Source organism: Shewanella chilikensis, from assembly GCF_037953065.1.
Classification (GTDB): Bacteria; Pseudomonadota; Gammaproteobacteria; order Enterobacterales; family Shewanellaceae; genus Shewanella; species Shewanella chilikensis.
Genome location: NZ_CP149966.1, coordinates 1,973,905 through 1,988,749, shown reverse-complemented (window position 1 = coordinate 1,988,749; position 14,845 = coordinate 1,973,905). Strand labels below are relative to the sequence as shown.

The 14,845-nt window shown below is 51.7% G+C and carries 10 protein-coding genes and 1 pseudogene; 5 read left to right on the top strand and 6 right to left on the bottom strand.

Translation table 11 applies throughout. From position 1 onward, the window contains the following. Positions 1-321: 321 nt before the first annotated feature. The 4 genes and pseudogenes from WKR14_RS09110 to WKR14_RS09095 all read right to left on the bottom strand — a co-directional run bounded on the left by WKR14_RS09110 (position 322) and on the right by WKR14_RS09095 (position 7,413). Positions 322-2,874: pseudogene (locus tag WKR14_RS09110) on the bottom strand (TonB-dependent receptor plug domain-containing protein). A 780-nt stretch (positions 2,875-3,654) separates the two neighbouring features. After that, positions 3,655-4,080: an HIT family protein gene (locus tag WKR14_RS09105; protein WP_189577836.1), complete on the bottom strand. Its 426-nt coding sequence runs from the start codon at positions 4,078-4,080 to the stop codon at positions 3,655-3,657. Between the two features lie 83 nt (positions 4,081-4,163). After that, complete coding sequence (locus tag WKR14_RS09100; RefSeq protein ID WP_165564965.1) at positions 4,164-5,501, bottom strand: IS4 family transposase; 1,338 nt, start codon at positions 5,499-5,501, stop codon at positions 4,164-4,166. 112 nt (positions 5,502-5,613) lie between these two features. Continuing rightward, positions 5,614-7,413, bottom strand: coding sequence for an acyl-CoA dehydrogenase C-terminal domain-containing protein (locus tag WKR14_RS09095; protein ID WP_339087657.1), 1,800 nt, complete (start codon positions 7,411-7,413; stop codon positions 5,614-5,616). A 205-nt stretch (positions 7,414-7,618) separates the two neighbouring features. Here WKR14_RS09095 and WKR14_RS09090 point away from each other — a divergent pair, with 205 nt between their 5' ends. Genes WKR14_RS09090 through WKR14_RS09075 form a run of 4 tightly spaced genes read left to right on the top strand, consistent with a single transcriptional unit; the run spans position 7,619 to position 12,728 of the window. After that, positions 7,619-8,467, top strand: coding sequence for a D-hexose-6-phosphate mutarotase (locus WKR14_RS09090; protein WP_339087656.1), 849 nt, complete (start codon positions 7,619-7,621; stop codon positions 8,465-8,467). A gap of 23 nt (positions 8,468-8,490) precedes the next feature. Then, entirely contained in the window at positions 8,491-12,165 is a 3,675-nt protein-coding gene (locus WKR14_RS09085) for a YdbH domain-containing protein (protein WP_339087655.1), read from the top strand. A 38-nt stretch (positions 12,166-12,203) separates the two neighbouring features. Beyond that, positions 12,204-12,377: a YnbE family lipoprotein gene (locus WKR14_RS09080; RefSeq protein WP_224866993.1), complete on the top strand. Its 174-nt coding sequence runs from the start codon at positions 12,204-12,206 to the stop codon at positions 12,375-12,377. Between the two features lie 30 nt (positions 12,378-12,407). Beyond that, positions 12,408-12,728, top strand: coding sequence for a YdbL family protein (locus WKR14_RS09075; RefSeq protein WP_025890142.1), 321 nt, complete (start codon positions 12,408-12,410; stop codon positions 12,726-12,728). Between the two features lie 195 nt (positions 12,729-12,923). Here the strand turns inward: WKR14_RS09075 and WKR14_RS09070 are convergent, their stop codons facing one another. Continuing rightward, the gene (locus WKR14_RS09070; protein WP_101055843.1) at positions 12,924-13,676 is read right to left on the bottom strand and encodes a Nif3-like dinuclear metal center hexameric protein; all 753 of its coding nucleotides are present in this window, start codon (positions 13,674-13,676) and stop codon (positions 12,924-12,926) included. Between the two features lie 237 nt (positions 13,677-13,913). Between WKR14_RS09070 and WKR14_RS09065 the strand changes: the two genes are divergently transcribed. Then, the gene (locus tag WKR14_RS09065; RefSeq protein ID WP_101055851.1) at positions 13,914-14,267 is read left to right on the top strand and encodes a hypothetical protein; all 354 of its coding nucleotides are present in this window, start codon (positions 13,914-13,916) and stop codon (positions 14,265-14,267) included. Between the two features lie 76 nt (positions 14,268-14,343). Here WKR14_RS09065 and WKR14_RS09060 read toward each other — a convergent pair whose 3' ends face one another. After that, complete coding sequence (locus tag WKR14_RS09060) at positions 14,344-14,823, bottom strand: glycine zipper 2TM domain-containing protein (protein WP_101055842.1); 480 nt, start codon at positions 14,821-14,823, stop codon at positions 14,344-14,346. Between the last annotated feature and the right edge of the window lie 22 nt (positions 14,824-14,845).

The following is a 14,845-nucleotide window of genomic DNA, read 5'->3' as shown; positions in this document are numbered from 1 at the left end:
GACAGGATAGGACTGTACCTCCGCATATGATTCGCTGAAAACTTGAATAATTTAGCCCAAGGGAAATAGCATCCAAGCACTCATTACAGTTTGAGCAACCACTCAAAAATTACCTGCTTGGAATATGCATTTCAGCGGCCCATAGGTGACATAATAACTATGGCGAGAGATGAATAACAAAATCAAACGACTGCTGCGAATGGGATTATAATTATCGAGATCGCGCCGACTTCTTTTTAAGGTCAGAGCGACATTTCCTACTGCCGTAGATTAAACCCAAAAAAAAGCGCCCGAAGGCGCTTTGGCATTTTATGAGATGACTTAGAACTTGTAAGTTACACCACCGTAGATTTGACGACCTATGGTGTCATAAACCTCAGGGACAGTTCCGGCATCACTGCCATTGGATACAAATGAAGGTTCTTCATCTGTCAGGTTCTTTACACCCAAGGAGGCTGTCAAACCATCAGTGAAGTGATAGGTGCCGACAATGTTGTGATACATAACGGCATCAGCCTTGGCAACCGCTGTAAACGGATTATCATTCTGATCATAGTCAGTATAAATATCATCCATCTTACCGATATAACGGTTGTAGTACATCAGGCTCCAGTCGCCACGACTGGCTTGAATACTGAAGTTATTGCGAACTTCCGCATAGGCGCCAAAGTTACCGTCAATGGTACCATCATAAGAAACGCCATCCTGCTCAAACTCCAACAGGTAGGTCAGGTCGTTGTTAATCTTCCAGTCCAGTCCCAGGCCTTCGAAGCTGTAAGCCAGGTTGAAATCGATACCACTGGTATTCTGGCTACCTACGTTGGTCAGCGGATTGGTAAAGTCAGATAGATCGCCGTCAGAAGTAATCTTGAAGGTATCACAGGCAAGCTGGTTGCCGGCGTAACAATCTTTCAGGCCTTTTTGAGCATCCAGACGAGTAATGGCATTGGTTACCCGAAAACGCCAGTAGTCCAGGGTCAAAGACATGCCGTCAATAAAGTGCGGTGAGTAAACCAGACCGGCAGTGTAAGACTCAGACTCTTCAGGTTCCAAGTTTTCGTCCGAGGTATAGTTCACCAAAATCTGTGGGTCTTGCTCGTTGCCCCATGGATCGGTCAGATAGTCGTACGATCCTGTGTTACCACCGTAGAGCTCACTGACGTTTGGCGCACGGAAACCGGTAGCCGCCACGGCGCGCAGCATTAAGTCGTCGGTCGCTTCATAGGTCAGGCCTATCTTCCAGGTCGATGCCTTACCAAAAGTGGAGTAATCATCGAAACGCAGGGCAAATTCACCGGTCAGCTTGTCGCTGAAAGGTACGCTAACCTCCTGATAAACAGAGATCACATCATAATTACCATCGGTAGGATCTTGCTGGGCCGCTGTACCCTCACCGGCGACAATCACAGGATCCGGATTAAAGTAACCGCTATCGTAACGGTATTCGGCACCGATAGCGAAGCTGACCGGACCGGCATCGAGATCAAACAGCTCACCGCTCAACACACCGGCAACCAAATGTTGTTCGTTGCCACCATCGTTACGCTCGGTGAAGCCTATATCGTTGATGATCTCCTGGGTCAGGGGTGCACCGCTGAGCCAGGCGCCTTGATTGTTGTAAACTGAGTTTTCCATCTTTTTGGCATTGATGGAGTTTTCAACCCAGGTATCGGCCTTGTTCTTGCCGTAGGTGTAAGACAGATCCCAAGTCATGCCGGTATGAACATCCAGCGTGCCCTGCAGGGCAATCGAGGCGCGCAGCGTATCGACATCCTGATTATAGATACGAGGCCCTACGTCATTGGTACGGCGACGGTAGTTAACACGGCCGGTCTTATCTGCCTTGATACCGGCATCCAGCATGGATTGATCCAGCGTGAGACAGCGAGAAGCATCAATACCTTCCTCGCCACAGACACCCAGCATGATATCGGCTGGTTGAGCCGCCATTTGCTGATCGGACTTACGCTTGGTATACAGTATGTCACCTGTCAGCACCAACTCATTGCCCAACTCCTGGATCATGTTGGCAAACAAGCTATAACGCTCACTAGGCGTTTGGAACCAACTATCCTGAGTATAATCATAACCTGTGCTGCGCTCGACCCAATTACCGTTGGCGTCTTTGACCATTCCGTTCAGAGAGCCGGTAGGAATAAAGGAACTGGCACCTGGTTCGGTCCAATCACGATCCCCCTGAATTACGCCACGACGGTCAGAATAAGCCGCACCAAAAGTGTAGTTACCACCATTGTCTGTGTTGAAGCCATACAACAAACTCAGCTCACCGCTCTCACCGTCGCCTTTATCGGTTCCGCTGCCGTTGAAATCCAACTGAAAGCCTTCAAAGTCTTTCTTGGTGATAATGTTAACCACACCGGCGATGGCGTCAGAGCCGTATACTGCAGAAGCCCCATCTTTAAGAATTTCTACCCGAGCTATCATAGCCACTGGGATAGAGTTCAAATCCACTGCGCTATCGGCACCGGAGCCGGAATTGACCATACGGCGGCCATTGAGCAGTACCAGGGTGCGCTCAGCGCCCATGCCTCGCAGATCAACCTGAGCCACACCATCGGCTCCATTATTGGTACTGGAACCCACTGCAGCACCGGCCATGGAAGTTTGAGCCTACAGCAATTGATCCACTGAAGTGAAACCTTCCGCTCGAATGGCGTCGGCACTGATCACTGTCACTGGTGAAGCGGTTTCCATATCTTGACGCTGGATACGTGAGCCGGTGACTTCAATACGCTCTACCTTGGCTCCCTCTTCGGCAGCAAAAGCTACCTGAGAGACAGATGCAGCTGACGTTGAGACTGCAGCAAATAATGCCAATCTTACTGAGCTGGTCAGCTTATTGGTTCTTATCATTTTAAACTCCCTTACTTCTTGGTTTGTTTTTATTTTCACCGCACTTATTAATGCAGCGTTGCCAAGATACTGTCGCCTCGTTTCAATAGCGTCAATAACAGGATTTTCATCTGACAAAAACCAAAATGTTTTATTTATGTTTTACCAATGTTTTATTTTGTGGCAATTATGGCCCACCAATCCAAAAGCGAATAAATATGCAGCCAATTATGGTGAAAAACCTAAAAATTGACTTTGATTTTTCGTTAATTTAAAACACATTAATTAACATAGCCGGAGCATTAAAGTGTGATCTGGATCACAAAACAATTTGTTTCAATGCTGATACATCACAATGAGACACCAAAACTTTCTTTAGGCAATCCCGCTTCCCCAAATCACAGGCAAAGGTTAACAACGCATAAAATGAGCCTATTCAGTCAGATTAAAGCGCTACCAAAATGATACAAACAACACAGTTGTTATAGAAGTGTATAATATTAAAGCAAGTGATTAACTAGAGAAGTAGTTTTTTATGCTGCCTGAAACGGGTATGTTTCAAGAAACAAATCACCATCAAGCCAAAAATCAGGATGATTTGTTAAATTAAAGCGAGAATTGAAGATGATAATGCTCTACATGATAAAGAGCGCAAATTGAAAGCCTCGACTTGAGCCAAGGCTTTATTTGGATAAGTACTGGGAATATCAACTTAACAAGTAACAAGAAGAACTAATGGAACTTTTTATCCTCTTTTTCTTCAAGTTTTGATTGGGTCAACAGCCTCATAGAAAATAACTCTCAAGATCCAATACAAGCGCGAATTCTGTCGGCTATGGTGTGCAGCTCATCCATATCCCCCTGATGGGCCGCGTGCTCCATCAGGCCTTTAAGCGGGCCGGGCAATACATGAAAATGTACATGGGGCACACTCTGACCGGCGGCGCTGCCGTTGTGTTGGAACACAGTAGAGCCCGGGATACCCATGGCCTTTTCCACTGCCTTGCCCATCAGTTTGACGGTACGCATGCAGGCCACCGCCGCTTCATCAGACAACTGATACAGGGTCACGGCCGGCTCTTTGGGCAACACCAATAAGTGGCCCTTGGTTTGCGGCATGATATCCATGAAAGACAGAGTATGCTCATCTTCATAGAGTTTGATACAGGGCAACTCGCCGCGAAGAATGCGGGCGAAAATATTGTTGTTGTCGTAATTCAGATCCATCTTGTCACTCCATACTGACGAACCGATTGGCTTGGAAACTATTGGTGTACCACAAAAAAGGGCCGGTTGCACCGCAACGTAGTTCACTTAAGCGGAGCTGCCTTGTGATTAACAGGGTATCGGGTCTTTGATATTTTTACCGCCCTAGGCCGATTTGGCTTAGGGCGTTTGTCTATAAAGAGGATGGACAAGTCTCCTCGCAGACTGTTTAGACGCTTCGGCGTATTACCTGGTGACACCGCTTTGCTCATGACTTTGAGCTGACTTGCGATGAACTGACAAGCGTACTTAAAGCTGATTTCATTGGGCATTCGACCATGCTCTACTGCCGCTTGGCTCGCTTCTCGTCTCACCAAGTTATAACCAAGCAGCAGCCCCCATAACTCTTGATAGACAAGTTCGACTGTCTTACTCCTCAGCACTAACGCATTGTGTTGCATCGAACTTTTTATGTCTCGATACCCTAATTCAATTTCCCATCGCTCGTGGTAAAGCGCCGCGACTGCTCCCGCATCGTACTGCTCTCTGGGAAGAGACGTAAATACGGTTTTTGGCTTACCTTGTACCTGATAAGTCACGGCTCTCACTTGCCATGTTTCAGGTAGGTTAGGATTTTTCTTGCGTGCTTGTGGAGAGACTTTCATTTCGACTCGCATGTCGTCACTCTCTTCATCGTCCAGCAGGGTGTATTTCACCCCTTTCTTCGCCGGTAACAACCAATGTCTGTTAGCACCACTATTTTGGAGAGAAAGAAGTAAGCCTGCTCCATAAAAACCCTTATCCAATAAGGTCACGGAATTATCCGGTAAGGAGTCAATAAAGGGCATAGCAAGAGGAATTTCGCCTCGACGATAAGGGCTTATAGCGGCATCGACAATGACATGAGAGCGAACATTCATCATGGTCACCACCCTTAATACTGGATGAGGCGTCTGTCTGTCGCTGGATGTATTACCTGACCCAAAATGGTCTCTTAGTTCCGGTGTGTCAGCGGTTCGAAAAAGCGCGCCATCCACAGCAAAGACTTGCAAACCTTGCCATGTATCCTCAGGGTAACGCTCTAACCCCCACCTATGGCTGCATTGCCTAAACAACCATTCTGGGGCTGCTTTGCCAAGGCGTTGCCTTGCTTGCGTTAAAGCACTTTTTGCTAACAGCTCCTCATTAGCCAACCCCTCGGCACAGACATTCATTCGCCGTGCAACTTCGGCAATCGGTTCGTTGCGGAAAAACGCCATTCCAACAATAAGCCAAAGAACCATATCACTCGGTAAGCGACGTCGACGAATCGTCGCTTTATCGGAAAGTGTTACCGCTTTAGCAATCCACTCGTCAGGAATATGCTCGGAGAAGGTGGTTAGCTGAGCGACATCAACAGGACTCTCTTCAAGAAAGTCGGCAAAGCAGTTTTGAATAGACATAAAAAATCGGAAACCTACAAACAGGTTTCCGATTGTCTCTCATCAGAAGGATCGGTCAACCGATCCTTATCTGATCTACATTGCGGTTGCACCGACCCTTTGGTATTGAAGCTTAGCCGAAGTAACTGTCGTCGAAGACCATGATGGATTCACTGGCCGCGGCGATTTGACGCCGATAGCCACCGGCGCTGCTGACATAGTAGTCCATAAAGAAACCCGCCGAGGCCAGTTTGCCGGCATAGAAACCGTCGGCATCATCTGCCAGTCCATCGAGCGCCAGCTCGGCCATCCGCGCCCAGATCCACGCCAGCGCAGCAGTGCCAAACAGCTGCATATAAGGCATGGAGGCCGCGCCCAGGTTATCGGGATTTTTCATCGCCAACTCCATCAGGCACTGGGTAGCGCGCTGCAGATCCGTTGCCGCCTGGCCCAAACCTTCGAGCACTTTGGCAAACCGGGGTTCTTGAGCGGCCTTGGGTTTGGCGCCTTCGATAAAGGCCTCCACCTCTGCGGCCCAGAGTTTCAGCGCCGCGCCCTTGTCACCCATCAGCTTGCGCCCCACCAGATCCAGGGCCTGAACGCCATTGGTACCTTCATAAATCATCGCGATACGGGCATCACGGACAAACTGCTCCATCCCCCACTCATGGATATAACCATGGCCGCCAAACACCTGCTGGGCATCGACACAGGCGCTGAAGCCTCTATCTGTGATAAAGCCCTTGACCACAGGGGTAAACAGCGCCGCCAACGCTTTGGCTCTGGCCTTTTGCTCGGCATCCTGATGGCGCTCGGCTTCATCGAGCCACAGCGCCTGCTGACCGATAAGGGCGCGGGCGCCCTCATTGAAGACTTTTTGCGACAGCAGCATCCGCCGCACATCGCCGTGTACCAGAATAGGATCGGCATTTTGTTCCGGTGCCTTGGTGCCGGACAGTGCCCTTCCCTGAACCCGCTCTCTGGCGTAGGCCAGCGCGTTCTGGTAAGCGATTTCAGAGACGCCCAGCCCCTGAACCCCAACCCCCATGCGCGCCTGATTCATCATGGTGAACATGGCTCTGAGGCCTTGATGGGGTTCGCCCACCAGCTCGCCTTTGGCGCCGTCGAACAGCATCACACAAGTGGAATTGCCGTGAATGCCCATCTTATGCTCGAGGCCGCTGGCCTTAACATTGTTGGCCTCGCCCAGGCTGCCATCTTCCTTGACCCAATACTTGGGCACGGCGAACAAACTGATCCCCTTCACTCCGGCCGGGGCATCGGGCAACCTGGCCAAGACCAGGTGCACTATATTTTCGGCCAGATCGTGATCGCCACTGGAAATAAAGATTTTCTCACCACTGATAAGATAGCAGCCGTCAGTGCTGGGCTCGGCCTTGGTGCGCAGCAGCGCCAGATCGGTACCGGCATGGGATTCGGTCAGATTCATGGTGCCGGTCCACTCGCCGCTCACCAGTTTGGGCAGATATTTGGCCTTGAGTGCCTCGGAACCATGGGCAAAAATGGCACTGTAAGCACCGTGGGTCAGCCCGGGATACATGGCAAAAGCCATGTTGGAGGAGGTCTGCATTTCGGTGGCAAAGATACCCACCACTTCCGGCAGGCCCTGGCCGCCGAACTCGGGATCGCAGGTCAGCGTTGGCCAGCCGTTGTCCACATACTGGCGGTAGGCATCGATAAAGCCCTCGGCGGTTTTCACCCCGTCTGCTTCCAGACGACAGCCCTGCAGATCGCCGACACTGTTGAGCGGCAGCATCACCCCAGTGCTGAAATCGGCCATGCCTTCGAGAATGGCATTGACCAACTCAGGGTCGATTTCATCGAACCCCTGCAGCTTTGGCTGCTGATAAATATCCAGTAACTGTTCAAGAATAAAGCGGTAATCCCGCATCGGCGGCTGATAACTTGCCATATGCTTATTTCCTTTTCCCTGTGATTGATGTCTCACCTTAGCCAATTCTGAGTAAAAACTCAGCACCTCTGACCAGTTTTATATCACTTTTTTTTAATACAAGAACAGCGCTCTGCGTAAATTCGCTTGAACAGCCCCTTATCTCGGGCTGTAAAACTTTGTAAGCTAGGGGCATTATCCTGTTCGCCCGCTAAAGGAATCCTGCATGGCCAGCGTCAACACCCGCAAACACCCCAATGGTCTGGACTATATCGAAATCGATACCCCACTCTGCTACGGCCGTATTTTTTTACAGGGTGCCCAGATAGACAGCTTTGTGCCCAAGGGCAAGGCGCCGCTGCTGTGGGTTTCTCCTGCCGATGACTATCTGCCGGGCAGTGGTATTCGCGGCGGTATTCCCGTCTGCTGGCCCTGGTTTGGCATGCATGCCAATGAGGGCTGGCCCCAGCATGGCTTTGCCCGTACCCGGCTGTGGCAACTTGAGCGAACTCATATCAGTAATGAACGGGTAGAGCTGAGCTTTGTCCTTAAACTCAGCGACGAGGACAAAGAGTACTGGCCCCACGATACCGAGGTGCGGCTGGACTTTGTCCTCAGCGACAGCCTCAGGGTCAGCCTGATTAACCGCAACTTGGGTGAGCAGAGCGTGACGCTGACCCAGGCGCTGCACACTTATTTCCCCATCGGCGATATCCACCAGCTGCGCGCCACAGGCTTTGCCGGCAGCCAATATATCGAGTTTGGCGAAGGCCCATATGCACAAGTCGAGGACGAAGTACGCTTTGAGCGCGAAACTGACCGGGTTTACACCGGCTTGTCCGAGCTGCAAAAACTGCATACCCCCAACGGCACTATTCTTGTCAGCCGTGAGCAGAGCCACTCGGCAGTACTTTGGAATCCCTGGATAGACAAGTCCAAGCGGCTGGCCCGTTTCCAAGAGCAGGATTACCTGTCCATGGTCTGCCTGGAGGCCGCCAATGTGCTGGAAGATAAACTGGTGCTCGGCCCCAAACAGAGCCACACTCTGACCACAGAAATCCGCTGGCAGGAGTGAGCGGCCAAGGCCGGGAAACACCAATGAGGTATCGACTCCCAAGCAAGAAACGCCTGACAGTATGGGCTGTTGGCCTGTTGCTTCTGCTGGTGCTGCTTCCGGGTGCCCTGCTGGTGGGGCTGGCTTGGTCCCTGTATGAAAGGCCGCAGTGGCTGCTGCCGCATATTAATCAATATCTGGCTGCACAAGATATTCGTATCGACGAGTTGCGCCTGGCGCCTGAAGGCTGGGACAGACTGAGTTTCGATTATCTCAAGCTTGATTACCAGGGCAGCGAGCTTGAGTTTCATCAACTCAGGCTCCAGCTCAAATCGTCTGTCAGTGCAAAGCGGATTTGGCAATTGCTGACAGGCGAAGCATCGACGCCGCCCCCTGGCTCCACCGACTGGTTGATGGCGCAACTTCAAAAAGTCAGCTATCAAGACGCCGGTTTTAGTTTGACCCCTGAACTACTCTTGCCCGGCGGTGATGATGGCGGTCAGAGTCTGGCGCTGGACTTGAACTCTGTGCCCGAAATAGCCCTGGGGCCGACCCGAATAAGCCTGCAACCCGAGGCGGGCGTATCCGATACACCCAGTACGTCGCTGGCCTTGGATAAGGCAGCTAATCCCCCAAGCTTTATTCTGCTGCTGCAAAAGTTGCAGTTAAGCCCTTCCGGGCAACTGGTTACTGAGCTGGCCACCCGGTTACAAGGAGGGCAACAAGAGACTCACTCAGGAACTCAAACAAGACAAGAGACGCCCCTGCTGGCATTAACCGCCGACTTGAAAGCCAAACTCGCCAACGGTGCCCCCGCCTGGCGACTGACCAGTCAACTGCATCTCAAAGCGCTGCAGCAGGCGCTGGCAAGTGTTGAGCAGGATCCGGCCGCAGCGCCCCTCATCAGCGCCTTTAAACTTGATGAAATAGTGAATGCCGAGCTAATGCCGAGCCTTGGCGGAGATCTCTTCTCACAACTGACTCTGGATTTGACCCAAGGCAACATAGACTCGCGCCATTGCTGGTTGGCGCCGACTATTGCCATGCCGGGACTCGAGCAAGTGGCGCTTAAGATAACGCCGCTGCCTGTGGAAGCTAAGGCACACAATTCATTGACCGATAGCCCTCTGTGCCCAAGTTCCAACGCTGCTGCCAGTTTCAGTGCCAAGGCCAGTGCCAACCCCAGTGCAAATGCCAAGGCTGAGGTTGAGGCTGAGGTTGAAGATAGTGACGGCGCAGGGTTGCGCTTTCGCTTCTCGGGCTCCACCAGCGAGCAGATTTTTGAGCTGGCGCCACTGAGACTCACGCTTTCAACCACTCCGGCTCAGCGCCAAGCGCTGCTTGCCTTGCTCGCAGCAACATCCGCACAAACATCAGCAACCAAGGCCGCGGAACTCGAGTCACAACTGGCGCAGCTGCAGCAAGTCTTGGCGCAAGAGCCAGCTGAAAAAAAACAAGTAAAACCCCTTATCGCCGCAATTGAGCTGACACTTGATCAGGGCCTCGACGCCGAGCTCAAACCCGCCAAGGACAAAGATTCAAAGGGCAATGCGGCAACGGGCAATGCGGCAACGGGCAATGAGACATCCATGCGAGTGTCGCTGCCGAGTCTGACAGTGCGGCCGTTACTGCCCGCCCTGATGACAGAGAAGCAACAAGCGTCGTTCGGTACGCCAATTAATCAGCCAAGTGCTGCGGAATTGAGCCCGGCAGCGCTCAGTAGTGGCGAGCGGCCGAGTTTGCTGCTGACCCTTGAAAACCTGCAATTGCAACTGCCAAAGGCTGCAAGAGCGCAGCAAGACACTTCTGTTTCTTTGCCGCAAAGCGCCAAACCTCAAGGGTTAAATTCACCGGGCTCTGGTTTATCAAGCTCTGGTTTATCAAGCTCTGGTTTATCAAGCTCAAGCTCACCAAACTCAAAGCCCTTGTCGGCCGAGCAGCGACTCGAACTGGCGCTGCAACAGGCCATTCAAGGCCTGCAACTTAACCTTGAGCAGTTGCCACTGGAACAAGCAAGCACAGACTGGCGCCTTGAAGCCTCCCTGCCGAGCGGTTTTCGCTGGCAGTCGGCTGCTGCTGAATTGCAACTCAATGAGGGCGCCTCACTCAATAAGGGCGCATCAATGACGCTTAGCGGTAAGCTGGCACTGGAGTCGACAAGCGAAGGGCAACAACTGGACTTTAGCCTCGCGGCCAATCCCGGGTTCAGCACAGGCGCCATTCGAGCCGGTATAGAGGATAAAAGTATCCAACTCTCGGGCTTTAAGTTGTCACTGCTGGACCCTCTCAGTGGCAGCTTCAACCAAGGTAAACTTAAGCTGTCTTTGCCCGCAATCAGCAGCCAGCTGGGTGAATTGCAGGCTAAAAGCGGGCCGCTGGCACTGTCGATTGCCCAAACCTCGCTCCTTAGCCCCGGGCTCAGTCGAACCCTGGATGCCAACCTAAATCAAAAACGGCACTTGCCACTCTTGAGCCAACTCTTGGATGAGCGTTTTGCCAGTCGTCTGAATCTAGCCTTCGATGGGCTCAACTTAAGCCAAACCCGGCATACCAAGCTCGGACCTCGTACCGAAACCCTGCTCAATCTGGGCTATGGCAGCTTCAGCCAAACCATTGACTGGCAGGATAACCGTCTTATCAGTGAAGAAAACTGGCAACTGGATAATATCCCGCTTCACAGCCGCCACGACTTTATGCCCATCTGGCCCAAGCGGGCCAAAGATCCGCTTGGCTATCGCTTGAACAGTCGCTGGACCCTGGATACGGATCTCGCTGATATCAAGGCGCTGGCGGCCAAGAACCTGCCCTTGCCTCCTGAGTTGGTACTCAGGGGCGAGACCCATATGATTGCCGACCTCAAGCTCGAAGGGCTTGGGCGAGCGCTGCAATTGCAACTGGATTTCAACCCGCTGCTGTCGGATCTCTCCGGCAGTATCAGTCAGTTACCATTTGAAGGCGCCAACCTGTCGGCATTGTGCCGTTTGACCCTTGACAAGGAAGCCAAGGCGCCGGCAGAGGCCGAACTCAACTGTCAGCAGCTCAAGGCTTCGGTACAGGCCTTCAACCCCGGAGTGCTGTTGACCAACCTGGGTTTAGAAGGCCAGCTCAGCCTGACCCCTGAACTCGACAACAACCAAAGCACTCAAGCCAAGCTGTTGCCCGGGTTTCGGGATGCCGATATTCAGGTGCGCGGCCAAGGCGAGTTACTCAAGGGACAAATGCTGCTGCCCAGCTTCCGCTTGCGGCTCAACGCGCCATCCAATGCCTATTTGGTGTTGCAGGGCCTGAGCCTGGAAGAATTGTTGGCCATCCAGCCTCAGGAAGGCATCTACGCCGACGGTATTTTCGATGGTGTCTTGCCGGTATTTATTACCGACGGCCAGGTGTCGGTCAAAGGTGGCCGCCTGGCGGCCCGTGCCCCAGGCGGACTTATCAAGATCGGCAATAATCCGGCTGTAGCCCAAATGCGCGCCGGCCAGCCCTATCTGGACTTTGCCTTTTCCACCCTCGAACACTTGCAATATTCTACCCTGGCCAGCACTTACGATATGGCACCGGATGGTGAGGCCTGGCTCAAGGTTGAAGTAAAAGGTAAGGCCGAGGGGATTGAACGCCCTATCCACTTGAACTACTCTCATGAGGAGAACATGCTGCAGCTCCTCAGGAGTCTGACCATAGGTGACAAGCTTCAAACCCAAATTGAAGCTTCCATGCAGTGAAGACACAAAAGGACATGAATGTGAAACAGACTAAATTTCTGCTGCCGCTGGCTGCAGCCTTGCTGCTGGCGTCGGCTTGTACCCCAACGGTCAAGATTGAGCCACCGGATAAGCCAATCGTTATCAACCTGAATGTGAAAATCGAACATGAAATTCGCATTAAGGTCGATAAAGAGTTGGATCAGCTGCTGACCAATGATGAACTCTTCTAAGGTGCCAGAATTCGCGAAAGGAAAACACAGATGAAAACCAAGTTGATGACCCTGACTGCCGCCCTGTTGATGAGTTTCTGCGTCTTTGCCATAGGTTTGCAGGACGCCAAGAGCCAAGGGTTGGTGGGTGAACAGCAAAACGGCTATTTGGGCGTGGTCAAATCCAGCGCCGAGGTGACGGCACTGGTTAAGGATATCAATGCCAAACGCCGGGCACACTATGAAAAAATCGCCCGTCAAAACGGGATTTCAGTGGATGATGTTGCCAAACTCGCCGGCGCCAAGGCGATTGCTGCCGCCGACAAAGGCCATATAGTGCAGGACGCTTCCGGCAAGTGGGTTCGTAAATAACAAACCCGATAGCATCAACCGGATGTTTAATGCCGTTCAATCAGTTTGAACGGCATTTTCTTTTACTGGATTGGCTTCCAGTTTCGTTCAATTGAACCTTGGTAAGTCTCTCTCAACAGACTGTAAGCTTCACATACGTCTGGCAGTGATGCACAGCAAGCAATCCACACAATACTGCCATCCTATACCGCCTTGTCATACAGGGTTGGGAATATCAATAAACTCATGCTCCAACTCAAACTCATGCGCCAAATGTTCCCCCAGTGCCTTGATGCCAAACCTCTCTGTAGCATGGTGGCCGGCAGAGAAGTAATGGATCCCCTGCTCCACGGCGCTGTGGAAGGTGCGCTCAGAGACTTCACCACTGATAAAAGCATCAACCCCCAGTGCCGCTGCGGTATCGATATAATCCTGGGCACCACCTGTACACCAGGCAAGCTTTTGTATGCTTCTGTCACCACCATCCAGATGCAGGGGGACTTGTCCCAAACACTGCTCAAGCAAGGCACTCAAGTCTTTGGCTGTCATGGGTGAGTCAAGCCCCCCTTGCCAAAGCAAACCTTGAGCAACGGTTTCTACCGCCTCAGGCTCAATGACCCCAAGCACCCGGCCCAATTCGGCGTTATTGCCAAGCATGGGATGGGCATCGAGCGGCAAGTGATAGCCGAACAGGTTAATATCGTTGAGCAGCAAGGTCTTAATCCTGCGCTGTTTCATTCCAGTCAGTACTTCGGGTTCATTTTTCCAGAAGAAACCATGGTGCACCAATAGGGCATCGGCACCGGCTTCAACGGCCCGGTCAATCAATGCCTGACAAGCGGTCACACCTGTGACTATCTTGCGAATTTCGGCCTTGCCTTCAACCTGAAGACCGTTGGGGGCATAATCGCGAAACTTGTCCAGTTGTAAAAACTCGTGCAGATATTGTCTGAGTTCCTCTCTTTGCATAGGGTTCCCTGTCGATTCTGTTGCAGATATATGTCGCTATTCTAGCACAGCAAGCCCAAGGATTGAGGTCACAAATCTTAAGCCAGATTGTCGGTTTCAGACCCCAAAGCGACCAAAAGCTGCGCCCTTGGACACAAGTTTGTTGCTTTTTGGTCGGCAAATTGGACATTGCCGACCTTTGACTTATAAAATTATCGCAAACCTTCAAGTAACTCTAAAAATAAACAGGTTATGATTATGGCAAAACTGACCAAAGAAGAAGTTATCAGCACACTGCAGCAAGCTCTCAGTGAACAACAGGGCAAAGCAGTGACCATTGAGCAAAATGGCAGCTGGTACAAAATCGATGGCGGTAAATCACTTCGTTTCGCTGAACTGGAACAGATGTTGGCGGATAACGCCAAACCGGCGAAGGCTGAAGCCAAACAGGAAAAAACCAAGGCGGCCAAGCCTGCTGCAAAGCCAGCTACCAAGGCAAAAACCAAGTCGGCAACGCCTGCCAAATCCGGCAGTCAAGGGGGCAAGACCCCCAAAGAGCTGTGGCGTGAAAAACTGGCAGCCGGTAATCACAAGTTGCCTCGCGGTTTTTAATTGCCTCTATCCAAAACAAAGGCGCCTGACGGCGCCTTTGTTTTGTCTGTTATTGGCTCTAAGCCCACACAATCAATCACATAGCCAAGTCGACCCGGACGCTGCCCTGTAGATAAACCACCCGCACTTCATCGCCTACTTTAAAGGTCATACCGGGATCTTCATCCTGAATAATCATCACCTGGGTTTCATCTTCCTGGCGTATCATCAACTCCACCAGTTTAAGTTCACGATAATAACCATCACCACCATATTGATGACCAATGCCGGCACCGAGCAGAGCGCCCAGAACGGTTGCCACATCCTGACCACTGCCACCGCCGAACTGATGACCAATCACGCCACCGAGCAAGGCACCGCCAAAGGTTTTCCAGCCGCGATTTCTGTCTTCCATCAGCTGTTTTTCGGTGATTTTCCGTACCGACTCCACCTGGCCGTAGAGCACTTTTTCAACCGGTTGTGCCTGGTTTCTGTCATAACCGGCATAGAGGGGCTGGGTTCCCGCTGCAAGGGATAATGAGAGCAGCAGCATTGCATTCAGTATCAGTTTCCACATAGCTGTTTTTCCGCTAACTTAT